The following is an 18,720-nucleotide window of genomic DNA, read 5'->3' as shown; positions in this document are numbered from 1 at the left end:
TCGATGTGGTCACGCTCGGCGAGTCCATGGTCACGTTCCTGCCCTCCCGGCCCGGCCGCCTCGCCGACGTCCCCTCCTTCGACCGCGCCATCGGCGGCGCGGAATCCAACGTGGCCTGCACCCTCGCGGCCGCCGGGCACTCCGTGCGCTGGGTGAGCAGGGTCGGCGCCGACGGGTTCGGCGACCACCTCGTCGAGGCGATCGGGGCGTACGGCGTCGACGTCACCGCCGTACGACGGGACCCGGCACGCCCTACCGGCATCTACTTCCGCACGGCCGGCGACCGCTCGACTGCTGCCCACGAGGTGGCGTACTACCGGACCGGCTCCGCGGCCTCCGCGATGACGGTCGCCAACACGGACCTGAACGCGGTACGCGCCGGGCGGGTGCTGCACCTGTCGGGGATCACGGCGGCGCTCTCGGAGGGCTGCCTGGGGCTGATGCGCGAGCTGACCGCACCGCGGCCCGGTCGCCCGCTGCTTTCCTTCGACGTCAACTACAGGCCGGGCCTGTGGCCGGACACCGACGGAGCGGGGGTGCTGCTGGAACTGGCCCGCGGCGCCGACGTCGTCTTCGTGGGGGAGGACGAGGCGGAGGAGGCGTGGGGCGTGACGGGCGGACCGGAGGCGGTTCGCGCCGCGCTGCCCGAGCCGGAGGTGTTGGTGGTCAAGCAAGGAGGAGTGGGGGCTACAGCTTTCGTGTCGCCCACGGGTGCTCGTGGGCTGGTCGCGCCCCGCGGCGCAGCCGCTGATGGAAGCAGCTCCGCGCCCCTGAATCCGACCGGCGGCCACGCCGTGCCGCCCGCGGACAGTCACGCCGCGCAGCCTGCGGGCCGCCACTGCGCGGAGCCTGCGGGCAGTCGTGCCGCCGGGGCGGCTCCCGAGCCGAAGAAAGGCGGCACCCCGCCGGCGCGGGCGAGCGAAACCCACCCCCGCCCAGCCCCACCGCCGAGCACCTTCGTCCCCGCCCTCGCCGTGGACGTCGTAGCAACCATCGGCGCCGGAGACGCCTTCGCCGCCGGCTTCCTGTCGGCAACCCTGCGCGGCCTCCCGGCAGGGACCTGCCTGCGCCACGGCCACCTCACCGCGGCAGCCACCCTCACCGCCCAAGGCGACCTCGCCCCACCCCCCACCCGCGCACACGCCGACCGCCTCGCCGCCCTCGATGACGACACGTGGGAGAGACTTCGACTCGGCCCCGGCTGGACGCAAGCCGGCCGGCCCCCGGAGGAGGTACGCACCCCATGAGCCAGACCGTCGACCGCGCGCTCAGCATCCTGCCGCTGCTCGCCGAGGGCCCCGCCGACCTCGGCCAGGTCGCCGACCGCCTGGACGTGCACAAGTCCACGGCCCTCCGCCTGCTGCGCACGCTGCACGAGCACGGCCTCGTCTACCGCCAGTCCGACCAGCGCTACCGCCTCGGCGCCCGCCTCATCGCCCTCGCCCAGGAGGCCATGGAGAACCTCGACATCCGCGAGATCGCCCACCCCCACCTCGTACGCCTCAACGAGCAGTGCGGGCACACCGTCCACCTCGCCGTGTACGAGGAGTCCGAGGTCCTCTACATCGACAAGGTGGAGAGCCGGTACCCGGTCCGGATGTACTCACGGATCGGCAAGCCGGTCGCGATCACCGTCGCCGCGGTGGCGAAACTGCTCCTCGCCGACCTGCCCGAAGGGGAGCGCCGGGCGCTCGCCGACAAGCTCGACTACCCCATGTACACCTCCCGTTCCACCCCCAACGCCCCTGCTTTTCTGCGGGAGTTGGACAAGGTGCGCGAACAGGGCTGGGCCACCGACCTCGGTGGCCACGAGGAGTCCATCAACTGCGTCGCCGCACCGATCCGCGGCGCCGACGGCCGGGTCGTGGCCGCGATGTCGGTCTCCGCGCCGAACGTCGTCGTCACCGCCGACGAACTCCTCACCCTGCTCCCCCTGGTGCGCCGCACGGCCGACGCGATCAGCGGGGAGTACTCCGGAAGAACGCCGGTCAAGGACAGCCAGTGAACAGCAGCCAGTGAAGGAAAGCCCGTGACCGAGAAGATCGCCCTCACCCCCAAGACCCACACCACTCCGCCCGCGAAGTTCTCCCACGGCGTCAAGAAGGGCAACATCCTGCAGGTCGCCGGCCAGGTCGGTTTCCTGCCCGCCGAGGAGGGCAAGCCCCCCACGCCCGCCGGCCCGACCCTGCGCGAACAGACCCTCCAGACCCTCGCCAACGTCAAGGCGATCCTGGAGGAGGGCGGCGCGAGCTGGGACGACGTGATGATGATCCGCGTCTACCTCACGGACGTCGACCACTTCGCCGAGATGAACGGCATCTACAACACCTACTTCGAGGAACAGGGCCTCACCCAGCCGCCCGCCGCGCGCACGACGGTCTACGTCGGTCTGCCCGCGGGTCTCCTCATCGAGATCGACGCGCTGGCCGTACTCGGCTGACGGTCCCTCAACTCCCGCACACCGTACGCACTCACGGCGCGGCGCCCGTCATCCCCCAGGGCGCCGTACCGCGATCCCCCCTGCCCGGCTGAGCCCTCTGGGGGAAGACCCCCAGACCCCCTTCCTGTGCACTTACGTAGAGGACCCCCAAATGTCCCTCCCGCTCGCCGCAACAGCCCCAGCCCCCGTGGCCCCACCCCACACGGGAGGCCTGCTCCTCCTGGTCGACGGAACGGCCGGCCTCCTCACCGTCGCCGCCATCGGTATCGCCCTGCTGCTCTTCCTGATCATCAAGGTCAGACTCCAGCCGTTCGTCGCGCTGCTGGCCGTCTCCATAGCCGTCGGCCTGCTCGCCGGCCTCTCGGTCACCGAACTCTTCGGCACGGTCCAGCGTTCGGACGCGGTGTCCACCATCGAGACCGGGATGGGCGGCATCCTCGGCCATGTCGCGATCATCATCGGCCTGGGCACGATGCTCGGTGCGATCCTCGAAGTCAGCGGCGGCGCGGAGGTGTTGGCGTCACGCCTGCTGGGGCTGTTCGGTGAGAAGCGGGCCCCGCTCGCGATGGGCCTGACCGGCCTCATCTTCGGCATCCCGGTCTTCTTCGACGTGGGCATCTTCGTCCTCGCGCCCATCGTCTACGCCGCCGCCAAGCGCTCCGGCAAGTCGATCCTGCTCTACTGCCTGCCCCTCCTCGCGGGCCTGTCGATGACCCACGCGTTCCTGCCCCCGCACCCGGGCCCGGTGGCCGCGGCCGGTCTGCTCCACGTGGAGCTCGGCTGGGTCATCCTGATGGGCGTCGTCTGCGGCATCCCCGCGGTCCTCGCCGCCTGGGCCTTCTCCGCGTGGATCGGCCGCCGCATCTTCGTCGCCGTACCGCAGGACATGGTGGAGGCGGCGGCCGAGGCGAAGCTCGCTGTCATCAACGAGCAGCGGGAGCAGGGGGTGGAGCCGCGCGAGCACCCGGTGCCGCTGGGCACGGTGCTGGGCATCATCGGCACCCCGCTGGTCCTCATCCTCGCGGCCACCTTCTCCTCCATCGCCCTGGACCCCTCCACCGGCCGCTCGGTGATCGAGTTCTTCGGCCACCCGTTCGTGGCCCTGACGATCGCGCTGCTCCTGGCGTACTACCTGCTGGGCATCCGCCGCGGCTGGTCCCGCAAGTCCCTGGAGACGGTGTCGACGGCCTCGCTCAAGCCGGTCGGCAACATCCTGCTCGTGGTCGGCGCGGGCGGTGTCTTCGGCGCGATCCTCAAGGCGAGCGGTGTCGCCCAGGCCCTCTCGGACACCTTCCACGACGTGGGCCTCCCGGTCCTCGTCCTCGCCTACCTGATCTCCGTGGTCCTGCGCGTGGCCCAGGGCTCGGCGACGGTGGCGATCGTCACGACGGCCGGCATCGTCGCCCCCCTCCTCACGGAGGGCCACCACTCCCAGGCCTTCGTCGCCCTCGTCATCATGGCCATCTCGGCAGGCTCGATCTTCGCCTCGCACGTCAACGACGGAGGCTTCTGGATGGTCGCCAAGTACTTCGGCATCAGCGAGCGCGACACCCTGAAGACGTGGACCGTGCTGGAGACGGTGCTGTCGGTCGTGGGGTTCCTGGTGGCTGCGGTACTGAGCCTGTTCGTGTAGGCGTCTCATAACGAAGTTGGGGCTGGCTGTGTCCGCCACAGGATCTTCGACCATACTGCCCGCTGTGGAGCAGCGCATAGGATCGAGCAGCCAGCCCCTGAAGGGCGAGCCCGTGACCGGTGCCGGATTCGACCCGGCCTTCATTCCCGGGCTCACCTCACCCGTCTCCGAGAAGCCGGAGGAGGTCGAGGAGGTCGAGGATGTCGAGGCGGAGGACGCCGAGTCCGCCGAGCCCGAGGAGGCGGAGACCGAGGCCGAGGAGCAGGAGCCGGCCGCCGAGGACGAGGACTCATCGGACGATGACGATGACGAGGCCCCCGAAGGGCCCGTCTTCGAGGCCTCCGACCGGCGCGCGAAGATCGTCGCCGATCACAGGGGCGTCCGGCTCACCCTGGACGACCAGGAGTGCGAGTTCCGCTGGGACGAGATCGGCGCCGTGGAGACCGAGTCGCCCCGCTTCGGCAAGCGGTTCACCATCACCGTCCACACCCCTGACCGCCGCTGGTACCCGATCGAGATCGAGGCGACGGCCAGGGCGCGCTTCAGCGAGTGGGACGAACAGCTGGACGCGGTCCTCGACGCGTACTTCGAGGAAGGCGCCGAGGAAACCAAGGACACCGACGGCACCGAGGCCGAGGACGCCGACTAGCTGCTAGCTGCAGTACTGGGCCGCCTTGCCGATGGATCGGTACATACAGTCGGCGTTCTCCAGCAACTGCAGCACCGCATCCCGGTTCCGTGACGTCTCCCGCTCGATGACCTCGTCGGGCGGGTAGAACCCGCCCCCGGCACTGGACGTCGGATACATCTCGAAGGTGTAGTCGAAGATCTTCTGGCTGCCCCAGAGATAGTCGTCGATCGACCCGTCCGTGATGTACAGGTCGCTCGACTGCTCGGCGGTGTACCCGTTGCTCGCCGCCATCTTCTGCCCCACGGCCTTGAAGGCGGCGGCGTCGTCCGCCGTCATCCCGGTCGCCGTGTCCGAGTAGGTGTACCCGAACGGCCACAGTACGAGCTCGCTGTACGTGTGGAAGTCGATCCCAGCGGTGATCTGCTGCTTGCCGCCGACCACCCGGCTGCGTACGAAGTCGGCGACCACCTTCACCTCGGGCGCGGACTCGGCCGAGGCACCGCGGTAGGTCTCGGACGAGGTGGAGCCCGAAGAGCCGCCGCAGCAGCCCCACTTGTAGTTCCAGTTCCGGTTGAGGTCCGTACCGACGTACGAGGAGCCGGAGTTGGGCTGCCGGTTCTTCCGCCATGACCGGTACGAGCCGGTCGCGATGTCGTACTCGCCGCCGTCCGGGTTGAGATCGGGCACGATCCAGATCTCGCGGCTGTTCACCAGGTTGGTGATGCGGGAGTCGCTGCCGTAACCGGCGCCCAGCTCGCGCAGCAGATACAGCGCCATCTCCACCGTCAGGTGTTCCCGCGCGTGCTGGTGGAAGGTGAAGAGAACCTCCGGCTCGTTCTCGTCCGTCGCCACGTTGTCGCTGACCTTGATGGCGACGATGTCCCGGCCCTGGTACGACTTGCCGATCACCCGCCTGCTCATGATGCTCGGGTAGGCCGCGAGCCGCTGGTCGATCTCCGTGTTCATCTCGGCGTAGTTGTGGTACTTCGAGTCGGCCGAGGGGAAGTCGTACAGCCGTACGCCGTCCGAGGGCGAGGAGCGGTCCGGCACCGAGCCCAACGGTGAGACGTCGTAGCCCTGTCGGCGGAGCGTGCTGATCTGTGCCGCCCGTCCGGAGACGACCACTGTCTCCTCGTCGGCCTCGTCCACGGTCACGCCGGCCGCGGCGATGGCGGTGCGGGTGACGGGGGTGTTGTGGTCCACATGGATCTCGTACTGGCGGACGTCGTCGGCCGAAGGTGCCGCCTTGTGGGCGCTGTTGGCCGTCGCCGAGACGGGTGCCGCGAGGGTGAGGGCGAGCAGGGCGGCGAATGCGGCGCCGCGTCTGCCGCTGCGGGCGCCGGAGCCTCGTATCCGTAGTCGCATGAAGTCTCCTAGGGAGGTGGGGTGGTTCACTGCGACGTGCCTGTGAGGTGCCTGTGCGGGTGCCGCCCATCGTCAGGGAATGGCATGGACAGGTCAATAGAGCGAAAACCGGCCGCGGAGTGTACGCGCAGCCGTCATTACAGAGGCGCCCTCGCGCGAAGTGCACTCGCGGGTGTGACCTGAACGTGCATATATGCCGATTGCGGAGAAGAGTGATGTTCCGCTTCACTCAGGTTCGCCTTGCGCTGTCCGCGCCGGTCGCGCTGGCCAGCCTGCTTTTCTGCTGGGGGTCCGGGGGTCAGCCCCCGGAAAATGCAGCAAGGGAGGCTGATCATGGGCGGATCAGCGCCGCGACGGGACCGTCACCTGCCGGTCGAGACCACCAGCTTCGTCGACCGGCGCGGCGAACAGACCGAGGGCCGCGAACTGCTCGCCAAGGCGCGCCTGGTCACGCTGACCGGACCGGGAGGCGTCGGCAAGACCCGGCTCGCCGCCCGGCTCGCCGCCCGCGTCGAACGGGCCTTCCCGGACGGGGTGCGCTTCGTGCACCTGGCCGGACTGCACGACCCGGCGCTCGTCCCCTTGGCCGCCGCAGACGCGCTCGGCCTGCACGACCACTCCGCGCAGCCCCCGCTGGACGCCCTGGTCGAGCAGGTACGGGACCGACGCCTCCTGCTCGTCCTGGACAACTGCGAACACCTGCTGCAGGCCTGCGCCGAGCTCGCCGCCGCCCTGCTGCACGGCACCACCGGCGTCCGCGTCCTCGCCACCAGCCGGCACCGCCTCGCGCTCACCGAGGAACACCTCATGGAGGTAAGGCCGTTACCCGTCCCCGACCCGGACGGCGACCTGAGGGCCTGCCCGCAGACCCCCGCCGGCGCTGCGACGCCCGGACAGGCCCTCACCGCCGACGGCTACCCGGCCCTCGCCCTCTTCGCCGACCGCGCCGCCGCCGTGGTCCCCGGCTTCCGCATCACAGCCGACAACTGGGCCGCCGTGGCCCGCCTGTGCCGCCGCCTGGACGGCCTCCCGCTCGCCATCGAACTGGCCGCCGTACGCATGCGCGTACTCGGCGTCGAACAGCTCCTGGAGCGCCTCGACGACCGCTACCGCCTCCTCACGGCGGGCAGCAGCGCGGCCCTGCCCCGCCACCAGACCCTGCGCGCCGCCGTCGACTGGAGCCACGAACTCTGCACGCGGCAGGAGCAGTTGGTGTGGGCGCGGGCCTCCGTCCTGGCCGGCGGCTTCGACCTGGAGACGGCGGAGGCGGTGTGCGCGGACGACGAGCGAAGCGAGATGGGGGTCCCCCCGGCCCGAGGCTGGGGGAGAGTGCGGCCGCACGAGGTGCTGGAGGCGGTCGCCGGGCTCGTCGACAAGTCCGTGCTGGGACGGGAGACGGGCCCGGACGGGGTGCGCTACCGGCTGCTGGACACCCTGCGGCACTACGGTCTCGACCGGCTGCGGCAGCTGGAGGGCGAGGAGGACGCCACCCGGCGCCGTCAGCGCGACTGGATGCAGCGGCGGGCCGCCGACTGCGAACGCGCCTGGTTCGGGCCCGGTCAGCGGGAGACCGTCGCCCGGCTGCGGGCCGACCAGGACAACCTGCGCGCAGCCCTCGACTTCAGCCTCACCGCCCCCGGCGAACGCCTCGCCGCCCTGCGCCTCGCAGGCACCCTGTGGTTCTACTGGCACGCCTGCGGTGCACCCCGCGAGGGCCGCTACTGGCTGGAGCGGGCCCTCGACGCCAACCCCGAACCGACCGGCGAGCGGGCCCGCGGGCTGTGGGTGGCCGGGCTCCTCGCGGCCGCCACCCAGGACATGACCGGAGGCCTGCGCCGCGCACGGGACGCCCATGCGCTGGCCGAGCACCTCGGCGACAAGGCCGAGGCCGCCCACGCCGCCTACGTCATCGGCGTCATCCGCCTGTTCAGCAACGAACTGCCCGCCGCCCTCGACCACTTCGAGACCTCCGTCGCCCGCGGCCTTGTCCCGGGCCAGCACCTCAGCCTGCACGGCCTCGACCAGGTCGAACTCGCCTGCGCCCTGGGCTTCCTGGGCCAGGCCGACCGCGCCGTCGAGGTCTGCGAGCACGCCCGCCGGCTGTGCGAGGAGCACGGAGAGGAGTGGGTGCGCTCGTACGTGCTGCGGATGCTGGCCCTCGCCCACACCGTGAAGAAGGACTGGGACGAGGCCGGACGGCACGCCCGCGAGGCCCTGCGCCTCAAGCTCGACGTCAACGACGTCACCGGCATCGCCCTCACCCTCGACCTGCTGGCCCACATCGCGACCCGGGCGGGCGCCCACGAACACGCGGCCGCCCTGCTCGGCGGCGCCGACCGCACCTGGGCCGACATCGACCGGGACCGCTGGGGCTCGACCCACCTGGGCGCCATCCGCCGCGCCGGCGGCGAGCGGACCCTGGCCGCCCTGGGCCAGGCCGCCTTCGAGCAGTCGTACGACAAGGGAGGCGCCCTCGGACTCGCGGAGCTCGTCGCGTACGCGACGGAGGGCGATGAACCCCAACGCCCCACACCGGCAAAGGAGACGAGTGCCCGCCGCAGATCCCGGCCCCCGCAGGACAGCACGCTCACCCGCCGCGAGACGGAGGTCGCCGAACTCGTCGCCCAGGGCCTCGCCAACCAGCAGATCGCCGACCGGCTCGTCATCGCCCGCCGTACCGCCGAAGGCCATGTGGAACGCATCCTCAGCAAACTCGGCTTCAGCAACCGCAGCCAGATCGCCGCCTGGGTGACCGCCCAGAACTGAGCCCCGTCCAGGCTCCCCTCCTGGCCCTCCACACCCCCCACAGAGCGGAGAACCATGACCAGCACACCACACGCCCCCACCCCGTTCGACCACCGCATGGCCGTGTACGGCGCGGACGACGAGTTCGTGGCCGCCGCGCTGCCGTTCCTCGTCGAGGGCCTCGGCGCCCCCGGCGAACCCCCGCCGGTGGCCATCGCCGCCCCCGACAACCTGGACCTGCTGCGCGACGCGCTCGGCGGTGACACCAAGAGCGTCACCTTCGTCCCGCACACCGAGTGGTACACCGGCTCGGCCGCCAACGCCGTGGCCCAGGGCGCCGGTTACCTCGCCGCACACGCCGGCCCCGGCGGCCGTATCCACCTCCTCATGGAACCCGTCTGGAACGGCCGCGCAGGACGCTCCGCCCGGGAGACCACCGAGTGGATCCGCTACGAGGCGCTCGCCAACCTCCTCTTCGCACCGCTGGCGACGACCGCCCTGTGCGCCTACGACACCCGCACCGCCGGCACGGCCATCATCGAGGCGGCCCGCCGCGCCCACCCCGACACCGCCGTCTACGAGGACCCGGTCCGCCTCACGGCCGAACTGGACGCCGTACCACTGCCGTTGCCGCCGGCCACCGCGGAACCGCTCACGCAGCCGGACCCGGAGACGGTCCGCAGGGCGGCCGCCGCCCGTGGACTGGCACCGGCGGACGCGGAGTTGTTCACGGAGGCCGTCACCGCGGCTGCCGTCTCCCTCGGCTCCGTGACCGGCGCCCTGATGTGGGGCGAGGCACCCGCCTGCGTCTGCGAACTGCGCGCCTCCCGCCGCCTCGACGACCCGCTGGCCGGCTTCGTCCCCCCGCCCGTCCCCGAACTGGAACCGGACCAGGGCCTGTGGTTCACCCGGCAGGTGTGCGCCTACGTCGACATCCGTGACGACGGGACGGGGACGACCGTACGGCTGCAGTACGGGTAACCGCTTGCCCGTACGCAGGTATGGAAACAGGTAGTCCTCCCCGTTTGCCGCGGCGCCGGGGAGGACAGCCTGAAACCATGCTGGATCTCTCCGGGACCCCCCACCCGGACCCGGGCCCTCAGTTCGCCGCGTACCCCCAACCACCCCTGCGGGCAGGTGACTTGAGCGTCGAATACGACCCCCGCCCGACCGCCGTCCGCGAGGCCCGCGCAGAGGTCCGAAGACAGCTGGAGGTCTGGGGGCTGACCGACCGGGACGACCTGGTGGACGTCGCCGAACTCCTCGTCAGCGAACTGGCCACCAACGCCCTGCTGCACTCCGCGAGCCGCTTCCGCCTCACCTTGTCCGCGGCGCACGGGGTCCTGCGCTGCGAGGTGCGGGACGGGGGCCGCCGCACCCCGCAGGTGCTCGAGGCGGGCGCCTCGGAGAGCGGCCGCGGGATGTTCCTGGTGAACGCGCTTGCCAGGCGCTGGGGCTGCCACCAGGACGGACAGGGCAAGACGGTGTGGTTCGAACTCGGCACGTGCGGGGCGGACGGCTGCGGCAGGCGGGACCCGTAGCGGCAGCCCCGTGCACCGCCCTCTTGTCATTACCGTCTCTTTGCGGTTTGTTGACCTTCATGGCGGACACCACGGGACACCCCACTGACACCGAGGCCCCATCCGACACGAACGGCACCCCCCGCAAGTCCAGTTGGCGTCACATCGGCCCGGGGATCGTCGTGGCCGCGACCGGGGTCGGTGCCGGCGACCTCGTGGCCACGCTCATCGCGGGCAGCAACTTCGGCTACACCCTGCTGTGGGCCGCGATCGTCGGCTGCCTGGTGAAGATCTCGCTCGCCGAGGCGGCAGGCCGCTGGCATCTGTCCACGGGTCGTACGCTGTTCGACGGCTGGGCGAGCCTGGGCCGCTGGACGACGTACTTCTTCGTCGTCTACGCGGTGATCTGGGGCTTCGTCTACGGCGCCGCGGCGATGTCGTCGAGCGCGCTCCCGCTTCAGGCACTCTTCCCGGACGTGCTGGACCTCAAGGGCTGGGGGATCGTCTGCGGTCTGGTCGGCCTGGCCTTCGTCTGGTTCAACAAGTACGCGGTCTTCGAGAAGGTCATGACGGTCCTGGTGGGCGTCATGTTCGTGGTGACGGTGTACCTGGCGGTCAGGGTCACGCCGAACCTGCCTCACGCGCTGGCGGGCCTGGTCCCCGTCCTGCCGGACGAGAAGGACTCGATCCTCAACACCCTGGGCCTGATCGGCGGCGTCGGCGGCACCATCACCCTCGCCGCGTACGGCTACTGGGTCAACGCCAAGGGCTGGACGAACACCGGCTGGATGAAGGTGATGCGGCTGGACAACCGCGTCGCGTACGCCACGACGGGCGTCTTCGTCGTCGCGATGCTCTTCGTCGGCGCCGAACTGCTCCACTCCGCGAACGTGGCCATCGCGAGCGGCGACAAGGGCCTCATCCAGCTCAGCGACATCCTGGCGAAGGAGTACGGCTCGGGGACGGCGAAGTTCTTCCTGATCGGCTTCTTCGCGACGTCCTTCACCTCGCTGATCGGCGTGTGGCACGGCGTGAGCCTGATGTTCGCGGACTTCGTGGCCCGGTACCGGGGCCGCACGGCGGCGAGGGGCGAGGAGGTCGCCTCGGGCGAGCGGGAACGCTCGTGGCCCTTCCGCGCCTACCTGCTCTGGCTGACCTTCCCGCCGATCGTCCTCCTCTTCCAGGGTCAGCCCTTCCGCCTGATCATCCTCTACGGCGTCCTCGGCGCGGCCTTCCTCCCCTTCCTCGCCCTGACCCTGATCTGGCTCCTCAACTCCTCTCGCACGCCCCGCGAATGGCGCAACGGCCCGCTGAGCAACGCGATGCTCGCCCTCGCGGGGCTGCTGTTCCTGATCCTGTGCGTGAAGCAGGTCTGGGACCAGCCGTGGGCGGAGTTCTTCTGACGCCATCGACCACTACAGCCACCACTTCGGGCTGAGCGCGATCTCGCGGAGCTGCTTCATGGTCAGCGCGGGTGTCTTGCGGGTCGCGTCGTCGTGCGGGGCGCCGGAGTTCAGCTCGCTGATGACCACCCGCCTGCCGTCGGTCCGGATGGTGTCGACGGTCCACATCACGGCTCCGGCGCCGCCCTTCTCACTCGGCACCTGGTGCGTGGTGACCTTCGTCCCGTCGGCCAGGACCTCCGCGCCGGAGCCGAAGAGGTCGCCCTCGACGTCCGACATATTGGCCTGGACGTTGACCTGGACGAGGCTCTTGCCCTTGCCGTCGTCGAGGACGAGGTAGCCGAATCCGGAGTCGTCGCCGCTGTCGTCCGACACCTTGAACACCCTCTTGGGCAGCAATGACTTGAGGATCGGGGCGATCGCAACGGAGCCCGCCGTCTCGCTCGCGCTCGGCTGCGGGGCCGGCTTGTCCGTGTCCGGAGGCATCGCGTCGATGGCGTCCCGCCAGGCACCGGCGGCGGCGAGCTTCCTCAACTGGGCTGCGGACAACGGAGGTTCGGCCCGGCTGACCGGCGCGTCCTTCTCGGCCGCCGCGTTCCACTCGCTCACGCTGACGTGCTGACCCTGAGGCGTGACGAGCTCGGCGCTCCACCACTTGGTGTCCACCCGCCGGTCCGGATACTCGTAGCCCTGCAGCACCATGACCACCGATCCGTCCGGCAGCCGGGTCGTGCTGCAGGCGTCGTAATGGACGAACACCTTCCCCGGGCACTCGGTGGTCCCGCGCGCCTCGTCACTCCCCGGCTCGACCCGCCCCAGGCCGACGCTGATGGCCGCCGCGCCCTTTCTGTCGTCGTACACGAGCTTCACGTACGGCCCCGGCCGCTCGTCCGTCCCGCGCGCTTCCGCCTTGCTGAAATCCCCCTTGGGGAGCAGCTTTTCGAGGGTGCGGATCATCTGGTCGCCGGAGACGGGCGAGGGGGCGGGTGTGGCGGCGGCGGTGTGCCTGCCGGTGCCGACGGAGGCTCCGTCCTGGTGCGCGGACGATCCGCTGCCGGGCAGGAGCAGGGCGCCGCCCACGCCGACGAGAGCGAGGGAGGCGACCCCGCCCACGACGGCGGCCCGCCGCCGCAGCAGCAGGCGGCGCCGCCCCCGCAGTTCACCGGAGGTGACGAGCGCGGCCCGGTCGGTGTCGAAGGTGTCGCCGGCCTGCCGCAGGTCGGCGGAGAGCCGTTCCTCGAAGGGACTGTTGTGCTGCTCGAAGGGCATGACGGACCACCGTTTCGCGAAGAGGTCGAGAAGAGGATGAAGAAGACGGCTGCTCAGGGCGGCGCACGGGCCGTTCAGGGACGGGCGTACTCGCCGAGGTCCTCGCCGAGCAGCTCCCGCAGCCGCCCCAGGGCACGGACGCACCGCGTGCGCACGGCCGCCGAACTGACGTTCATGACCTGGGCGGTCTCCTCGATGGAGCGGTCCTCCCAGTACCGCAGGACGACCACTGCCCGGTCTTTTGCGGGCAGCCGGGCCAGGGCCTCCAGCAGGGTCAGCCGCAACGGCATGTCACGGCCGTCGTCGGGCACGTCGGGCAGCACGTCGGTGGCGCGCTCGGTGCTGCTGCGTCTGCGCTGATGAGTGAGGAACGTACGCATGAGAACGGTCTGCGCGTATCCCGCGGGATTCCCGACGCGGGACACGCGCCTCCAACTGACGTACAGCCGCCCGAGGGTCTCCTGCACCAGATCCTCGGCCAGATGCGTGTCGCCGGCGGTCAGCAGACAGGCGGACCGGTACAGATGCCCGGCCCGCACCGCAGCGAACTCCGCGTACTCGTCCGCCCGCGCCTGTCTCATCCACGTCCCCCTGCCCACGGCCCCGTGCCCGGCACCGCCCGCTCCACTGTCCTCACTTCATTGACGCGGTGGGACCGGGGAAATGTTTCAGAGCAGGTGGTCCGCCTCGCCCGCCTTGATGCCGAGGATCATGGTGCGGAGGGCTTCGCGGGTCGGATCGCTCTCTCTTGGGCTCGCAGCCGCTGCACCTGCGCACAAGTGCGGCGCCGCATGTCCCGCGGCGCCGCACCGAAGCACTCAGTCAAAGGCTGCTACGGCAGCCCATGCACATGCGCCCCCACAGCGTTCGACCACGAACTCCCCGCAGCCGCATCCCAGTTCGTCGACCACGTCATCGCGCCCCGCAGGCCGGGATACGTCTTCGACGGCTTGAAGGAGCCGCAGTTCGTGCCTGCCGTCAGGCAGTCGAGGGCGTTGTTCACCACCGTCGGGGAGACGTACCCGCTGCCTGCCGCGCTCGTCGAGGCCGGCAGGCCCAGGCCCACCTGGGACGGGGCGAGGCCGCCCTCCAGTTGGATGCAGGCCAGGGCGGTGAGGAAGTCCACCGAGCCCTGTGAGTACACCTTGCCGTCGCAGCCCAGCATCGAACCGCTGTTGTAGTACTGCATGTTGACGACCGTCAGGATGTCCTTCACATTCAGCGCGGTCTGGAAGTAGGCGTTCGACGTCGACTGCATGTCGATCGTCTGCGGGGCCATCGTGATCACGAGGGACGAGCCCGCCTTTGACGACAGGGAGTGCAGCGCCTGGGACATGTACGTCGCATTGAGGCCGTTCTCCAGGTCGATGTCGACGCCGTCGAAGCCGTACGTCTGCATCAGGGAGTACACGGAGTTCGCGAAGTTCGTCGCCGACGTCGAGTCGCTCACCGACACCGTGCCGTTCTGGCCGCCCACGGACACGATGACCTTCTTGCCCGCCGCCTGCTTGGCCTTGATGTCCGCCTTGAACTGGTCGACCGTGTAGCCGCCGAGCCCCGTCGAGTCCAGGTTGAAGGTCACGGCGCCCGGCGTCGTCGTCGCGTCCGCGAAGGCCACGGCGATGATGTCGTATTGAGACGAGACATCCGAGATCTTCTGGACCGTCGCGCCGTTGTTGAAGTTCTGCCAGTAACCGGTGACCGCATGCTTGGGAAGCGCGGTGCCACCGCCGCCCCCGGAGGACGCGGTCGTCCTGCCCGTCACCGCCGTCGACTTCGCCGACTCACCCGCCGCGTTCGTCGCGGTGACCTGGAAGGAGTACGACGTCGAGGCCGTGAGGCCGGTCACGGTCGCCGACGCGCCCGTCACCGCCGTCACCTTCGTGCCGTCCCGGTAGACGTTGTAGCCGGTCGCGCCCGAGACCGCGTTCCAGGAGAGGGAGACCGAGGACGAGGTCGTACCGGACACCGAGAGGCCGCTCGGCGTGGACGGGACCGTGGGTGCCGGGTCGCCGCCTCCGCCCCCGTCCGGGCCGTACACCGACACGTCGTCCGCGTAGTACGCCGCCTGGCCGTACCAGCCGTGCGTGTACACCGTCACGGAGGTCGTGGCCGACCCCGTGGTGAAGCTCGTCGTCAGCTGCTTCCACGAGGCCGAGTCCGGGGTCCAGGTCGACACGTCCGTGGTGCCCGTGCCGGTCACGCCGAGGAAGGCGTAGCCGCCCTGCACCCAGGCGCTCAGCGAGTACGTCGAGTTCGGCTTGACCGCCACCGTCTGGCTGCACTGGGCGTCGTCCTGCCCGGCCGGGGTGGCCTTGAGCGCGGCCGCGCCGCCGTGCACGGGGGAGGAGACCGTCGTACCGCTGCTCGCGGAACAGGTCCAGTTGCCGAGGCCGGACTCGAAGCCGGCGTTCCTGGCGTTGTTGACGTCCGCTGCGGACGCCTGGCCCGTGCCCGCGAAGGTGAGGGCGAGGGCGGCGGTGACGGCTCCTGACCATAGCCGTGCTGTCGACAGCCGTGCTGCCGATCGTCTCTGTGGGGACATGACAATAAGTTGGTCCAGACCAATCTGCGTGTCAAGAGGTCCAGACCAAATGGGCCGCAGTCTCGCTCGCGGATCGGCGAGATGCTCGAACCTGCCCCGTTTTGGCGCAACTTGTGAAACGGCAGTTGCTCATCAGCTACACAAACGCTGTTCTCCGGCCACAGAGGCGTGGATACAGTGCTGAGGTAGTCACGGAGTGAAGTCACCTCGGTGTACCGGAGTAACGCGCCGGTTCGCCGACGGGCGTACCACGGGGAGCTGCGCGTGCCAACTGCCATCGCCGTGACCAGTGCCGACATGGCGCTGCCACCGCAGGACGAGCGGACCCTGCCTGCCGTCGTCCTGCAGGACCTGGACAAGCAGCCGCTGGAGCAGGCGCTGGCGGGTGTGCAGAGCCTGATCGACCAGCACGGGCATCTGGTCGTCGTCTGCTCACAGGCGGTCTCCGCGGAGACGGGCCGGCGGCTTCACACGATCCGCTCCCTGCTGGAGACCGACCGAATCGCCCTGTTCCGGCCCGCTCTGCCCCCGCTCGGACTGGCCGTCCTGGCCCGCCAGTTGAGGCAGCTGGCCTCCTGCGACCTCAGCCCCGGGGTGCTCGCCTCCGCCGGCCGCCTGCTCACCCACTACATCCACGCCGGAGCGCTGCTCGGGTCGGTCGCCCGCCTCGACCGCGTCCATGTCGGACTCAAGCAGCACGCCAAGTCGTGGGTACCGGGCCAGCACTTCGCCGTACTCGCCCACCCCGAGCCGCAGTTGGTGAAGCTTGCTCCCGGGGCCACCCTTCCGGGGCCGGAGTTCGGCACCTCGATGCTGGTCGCCAAGGGTCAGCTGCAGTCGGACTGGGTCACCGCGAGCCTCGTCCCGCAGTGGAACGCCCAGGGGCTGCGGGAGGCGGTGCTGCCGGCCGAGTCCGCGGCCTGGTGGGGGACGGGCAAGCTGATCGAGTTCGCCGCCTTCCTGCCCGACCTGTCCGTGCTGTACCAGCTGGTCACGTCGGTACGGCAGGGCTCCTGCCACTGGTGCGGCATCGACGTCATCGGTGACCGCTGTGTCTTCTGCTCCGCAGGCCCGCCGCCCATCCTGGAGAACCAGCTCCCCGCGGGAAGAGGCTCGTGAACCGCCGACCGGCCCCGCCGCAGACGTAACGCCCGCACGATCCCGTCCGCTCGACCGATATCCCCCAATGAGGTTGTACGGTTCATGAACTCCCGTCAGCGCCGTGGCGTGCTACTCCTGCTTCTGTCGGTCGTCTGCGCCCTCGGCGCGTTCGTCGGCGTCCTGTCCGTCATCAGTGACGTGAAGTCCCAGGTCGGGCCCAAGGTCACGGCGTACGAGGTCAAGAGCGACATCAAGCCGTACACCAGCCTCAGCGCGGCCCAGTTCGAGAAGACCGAGATGCCCAAGCGGTGGCTGTCGGCGAACGCGGTCACCGATCTCGCGGGCGTCCGCGGCAAGGTCGCTGTGACGACCCTCAAGAAGGGCTCCCTGCTGCAGAGCGACATGATCGCCGATCAGCCCGCTCTGCAGCCCGGGCAGCAGGAGGTCGCCATCATGATCGATGCGGCGACCGGCGTCGCCGGCAAGATAACGCCGGATTCCAAGGTCAACGTCTACGCCACCTTCGAGGGACAGAAGGAGGGTGACCCCGACCTGTCCAAGATCATCGTAACGAACGCCAGGGTCCTCGACGTCGGCGACCTCCCCTCGCTGCAGCCCGACGCCGACAGCCGCACCGGTCAGCCCACCAAGGTCGTCCCCATCACCTTCGCGCTCTCCGCTCTCGACGCCCAGCGCCTGACGTACGCAGAGTCCTTCGCCAAGCGGGTCCGGCTCGCGCTGGTCGCGCCGAGCGAGACCGGCACCATCCCCGAGCAGGACCGCACGTACCAACTCGCCAAGGACAAGTGAGAGGCCCCCATGCCCACGAGGATCCTCCCGGCAGTCGGTGACGTGGACGCGGTCCGGTCCATCACGACACTGCTCAGCCAGCTCCCGGACGCCGAGCCGGTGGCCCCGGTCGTCGACTCGACCCAGCTCGTCGACACCCTCGCGCGGCTCGCCGCCGAGTCCGTCGACGAGCTGCCCGAGGTCGTGGTGGTGCACGAACGGATCGGCCCGGTCCCCGCGCTGGAGCTCATCCGCGAGGTGGCCCTGCGCTTTCCCGCGGTCGGGGTCATCCTCGTCACCTCGGACGCAAGCCCCGGCCTGTTCCAGGCAGCGATGGACTACGGCGCGCGGGGCCTGGTGGCGCTCCCGCTCAGCTACGAGGAGCTGGCCAGCCGCGTCCAGGCCGTCGCGCAGTGGTCGGTGGGCGTACGACGCCATCTCGGCTCCGGAGGCGACGTCTTCACCGGCGTCGGCGGCACCGTCGTCACGGTGAGCGGCGCCAAGGGCGGCGTGGGCGCGACGCTGACCGCCATCCAACTGGCGCTGGCGGCACAGGCCTCGGGGCGCAGCACCGCGCTGGTGGACATGGACCTGCAGACGGGGGACGTGGCGTCATATCTGGACGTCCAGTTCCGCCGGTCGGTGGTGGACCTGGCGGCGATCACCGACATCTCACCGCGGGTGCTCGCGGACGCGGTCTTCCGCCACGACACGGGCCTTGCGCTGCTGCTCGCCCCGGGGGAGGGCGAGCGCGGCGAGGAGGTGACGGACCGGGCGGCCCGGCAGATCGTCAGCGCCCTGCGCTCCCGCTACGAGGTCGTCGTCATCGACTGTGGCGCCCAGCTCGGCGGGGCCGGAGCGGCCGCGGTGGAGATGGCCGACACGGCCCTGCTGGTCACGACACCGGACGTGGTCGCGGTCCGCGGCGCCAAGCGGACCGTACGGATGTGGGACCGGCTGCAGATCCGCAAGGCGGAGGAGACCACGGTGGTCGTCAACCGGCATTCGCGCGGTACCGAGATCCAGCCGCCACTGATCCAGAAGATCACGGGTACGGCGGTCGCCGGGACCGTGATCCCCGCCAACTTCAAGGAGTTGCAGGGGGCGGTGGACGCGGGGCGGGTCCACGAGCTGGACAGCAGGGGCGCGGTGAAGCAGGCCCTGTGGGCGCTGGCGGGGGAGCTGGGGCTGGTCAAGGTGGTCGAGGGGGCGCAGCGGGGCGGCGGGCGGTTCCGGGGGGACCGCGGGTCGGTGAGTTTCCGGCGGCGCAGGGACTGAT

16 protein-coding genes are annotated in these 18,720 nt (G+C 70.4%); 12 read left to right on the top strand and 4 right to left on the bottom strand.

What is annotated here, in order from left to right:
- Nucleotides 1–26 precede the first annotated feature (26 nt).
- The 5 genes from IH68_RS0106410 to IH68_RS0106390 all read left to right on the top strand — a co-directional run bounded on the left by IH68_RS0106410 (nt 27) and on the right by IH68_RS0106390 (nt 4,722).
- Nucleotides 27–1,247: a sugar kinase gene (locus IH68_RS0106410; RefSeq protein WP_030929705.1), complete on the top strand. Its 1,221-nt coding sequence runs from the start codon at nt 27–29 to the stop codon at nt 1,245–1,247.
- Nucleotides 1,244–2,005, top strand: a complete 762-nt coding sequence (locus IH68_RS0106405; protein ID WP_030929702.1) for an IclR family transcriptional regulator — start codon at nt 1,244–1,246, stop codon at nt 2,003–2,005. The genes IH68_RS0106410 and IH68_RS0106405 overlap by 4 nt, the downstream gene beginning before the upstream one ends.
- Nucleotides 2,006–2,029: 24 nt before the next feature.
- The gene (locus tag IH68_RS0106400; protein ID WP_030929699.1) at nt 2,030–2,440 is read left to right on the top strand and encodes a RidA family protein; all 411 of its coding nucleotides are present in this window, start codon (nt 2,030–2,032) and stop codon (nt 2,438–2,440) included.
- A 151-nt stretch (nt 2,441–2,591) separates the two neighbouring features.
- Nucleotides 2,592–4,073, top strand: coding sequence for a GntP family permease (locus IH68_RS0106395; RefSeq protein WP_030929696.1), 1,482 nt, complete (start codon nt 2,592–2,594; stop codon nt 4,071–4,073).
- Nucleotides 4,074–4,137: 64 nt separating this feature from the next.
- Nucleotides 4,138–4,722: a hypothetical protein gene (locus IH68_RS0106390; RefSeq protein WP_030929693.1), complete on the top strand. Its 585-nt coding sequence runs from the start codon at nt 4,138–4,140 to the stop codon at nt 4,720–4,722.
- A 3-nt stretch (nt 4,723–4,725) separates the two neighbouring features.
- On the opposite strand, the gene IH68_RS0106385 is transcribed toward IH68_RS0106390, so the two are convergent.
- The gene (locus tag IH68_RS0106385) at nt 4,726–6,069 is read right to left on the bottom strand and encodes a M14 family metallopeptidase (RefSeq protein WP_030929691.1); all 1,344 of its coding nucleotides are present in this window, start codon (nt 6,067–6,069) and stop codon (nt 4,726–4,728) included.
- Between the two features lie 333 nt (nt 6,070–6,402).
- On the opposite strand from IH68_RS0106385, the gene IH68_RS0106380 reads away from it, so the two are divergent.
- The 4 genes from IH68_RS0106380 (at nt 6,403) to IH68_RS0106365 (ending at nt 11,737) form a co-directional block, all read left to right on the top strand.
- On the top strand, nt 6,403–8,835 hold the full coding sequence (locus tag IH68_RS0106380; protein ID WP_030929687.1) for an ATP-binding protein: 2,433 nt from the start codon (nt 6,403–6,405) through the stop codon (nt 8,833–8,835).
- Between the two features lie 54 nt (nt 8,836–8,889).
- Nucleotides 8,890–9,795: an MEDS domain-containing protein gene (locus IH68_RS0106375; RefSeq protein WP_030929684.1), complete on the top strand. Its 906-nt coding sequence runs from the start codon at nt 8,890–8,892 to the stop codon at nt 9,793–9,795.
- A gap of 161 nt (nt 9,796–9,956) precedes the next feature.
- Complete coding sequence (locus IH68_RS0106370) at nt 9,957–10,355, top strand: ATP-binding protein (protein WP_037884635.1); 399 nt, start codon at nt 9,957–9,959, stop codon at nt 10,353–10,355.
- Nucleotides 10,356–10,414: 59 nt separating this feature from the next.
- A complete protein-coding gene (locus IH68_RS0106365; RefSeq protein WP_030929678.1) occupies nt 10,415–11,737 on the top strand; it encodes an Nramp family divalent metal transporter in 1,323 nt (440 codons plus the stop codon).
- A gap of 12 nt (nt 11,738–11,749) precedes the next feature.
- Here IH68_RS0106365 and IH68_RS0106360 read toward each other — a convergent pair whose 3' ends face one another.
- The 3 genes from IH68_RS0106360 to IH68_RS0106350 all read right to left on the bottom strand — a co-directional run bounded on the left by IH68_RS0106360 (nt 11,750) and on the right by IH68_RS0106350 (nt 15,551).
- Nucleotides 11,750–13,006, bottom strand: a complete 1,257-nt coding sequence (locus IH68_RS0106360) for a hypothetical protein (protein ID WP_030929674.1) — start codon at nt 13,004–13,006, stop codon at nt 11,750–11,752.
- Nucleotides 13,007–13,080: 74 nt separating this feature from the next.
- Nucleotides 13,081–13,587: a SigE family RNA polymerase sigma factor gene (locus IH68_RS0106355; protein ID WP_030929671.1), complete on the bottom strand. Its 507-nt coding sequence runs from the start codon at nt 13,585–13,587 to the stop codon at nt 13,081–13,083.
- A 251-nt stretch (nt 13,588–13,838) separates the two neighbouring features.
- Nucleotides 13,839–15,551 carry a chitinase gene (locus IH68_RS0106350; protein ID WP_030929668.1) on the bottom strand — a complete coding sequence of 571 codons (1,713 nt, stop codon included), beginning with the start codon at nt 15,549–15,551 and terminating at the stop codon, nt 13,839–13,841.
- Between the two features lie 297 nt (nt 15,552–15,848).
- Here IH68_RS0106350 and IH68_RS0106345 point away from each other — a divergent pair, with 297 nt between their 5' ends.
- The 3 genes from IH68_RS0106345 (at nt 15,849) to IH68_RS0106335 (ending at nt 18,719) form a co-directional block, all read left to right on the top strand.
- On the top strand, nt 15,849–16,670 hold the full coding sequence (locus IH68_RS0106345) for a hypothetical protein (protein ID WP_234341267.1): 822 nt from the start codon (nt 15,849–15,851) through the stop codon (nt 16,668–16,670).
- An 84-nt stretch (nt 16,671–16,754) separates the two neighbouring features.
- Entirely contained in the window at nt 16,755–17,462 is a 708-nt protein-coding gene (gene cpaB / locus IH68_RS0106340; protein WP_030929662.1) for a Flp pilus assembly protein CpaB, read from the top strand.
- A 9-nt stretch (nt 17,463–17,471) separates the two neighbouring features.
- Nucleotides 17,472–18,719, top strand: coding sequence for an AAA family ATPase (locus tag IH68_RS0106335; RefSeq protein ID WP_030929658.1), 1,248 nt, complete (start codon nt 17,472–17,474; stop codon nt 18,717–18,719).
- Nucleotide 18,720: the final 1 nt, after the last annotated feature.

Source organism: Streptomyces sp. NRRL S-646 (assembly GCF_000720765.1).
GTDB lineage: Bacteria > Actinomycetota > Actinomycetes > Streptomycetales > Streptomycetaceae > Streptomyces.
This window is presented reverse-complemented; position numbering and strand designations above follow the sequence as displayed.

Coding starts and splice junctions, on each gene's coding strand:
- IH68_RS0106410 (WP_030929705.1), top strand. CDS start 27: ATGGTCACGTTCCTGCCCTCCCGGCCCGGCCGCCTCGCCGACGTCCCC.
- IH68_RS0106405 (WP_030929702.1), top strand. CDS start 1,244: ATGAGCCAGACCGTCGACCGCGCGCTCAGCATCCTGCCGCTGCTCGCC.
- IH68_RS0106395 (WP_030929696.1), top strand. CDS start 2,592: ATGTCCCTCCCGCTCGCCGCAACAGCCCCAGCCCCCGTGGCCCCACCC.
- IH68_RS0106385 (WP_030929691.1), bottom strand. CDS start 6,069: ATGCGACTACGGATACGAGGCTCCGGCGCCCGCAGCGGCAGACGCGGC.
- IH68_RS0106380 (WP_030929687.1), top strand. CDS start 6,403: ATGGGCGGATCAGCGCCGCGACGGGACCGTCACCTGCCGGTCGAGACC.
- IH68_RS0106375 (WP_030929684.1), top strand. CDS start 8,890: ATGACCAGCACACCACACGCCCCCACCCCGTTCGACCACCGCATGGCC.
- IH68_RS0106365 (WP_030929678.1), top strand. CDS start 10,415: ATGGCGGACACCACGGGACACCCCACTGACACCGAGGCCCCATCCGAC.
- IH68_RS0106360 (WP_030929674.1), bottom strand. CDS start 13,006: ATGCCCTTCGAGCAGCACAACAGTCCCTTCGAGGAACGGCTCTCCGCC.
- IH68_RS0106355 (WP_030929671.1), bottom strand. CDS start 13,587: ATGAGACAGGCGCGGGCGGACGAGTACGCGGAGTTCGCTGCGGTGCGG.
- IH68_RS0106350 (WP_030929668.1), bottom strand. CDS start 15,551: ATGTCCCCACAGAGACGATCGGCAGCACGGCTGTCGACAGCACGGCTA.
- IH68_RS0106345 (WP_234341267.1), top strand. CDS start 15,849: ATGGCGCTGCCACCGCAGGACGAGCGGACCCTGCCTGCCGTCGTCCTG.
- cpaB (WP_030929662.1), top strand. CDS start 16,755: ATGAACTCCCGTCAGCGCCGTGGCGTGCTACTCCTGCTTCTGTCGGTC.
- IH68_RS0106335 (WP_030929658.1), top strand. CDS start 17,472: ATGCCCACGAGGATCCTCCCGGCAGTCGGTGACGTGGACGCGGTCCGG.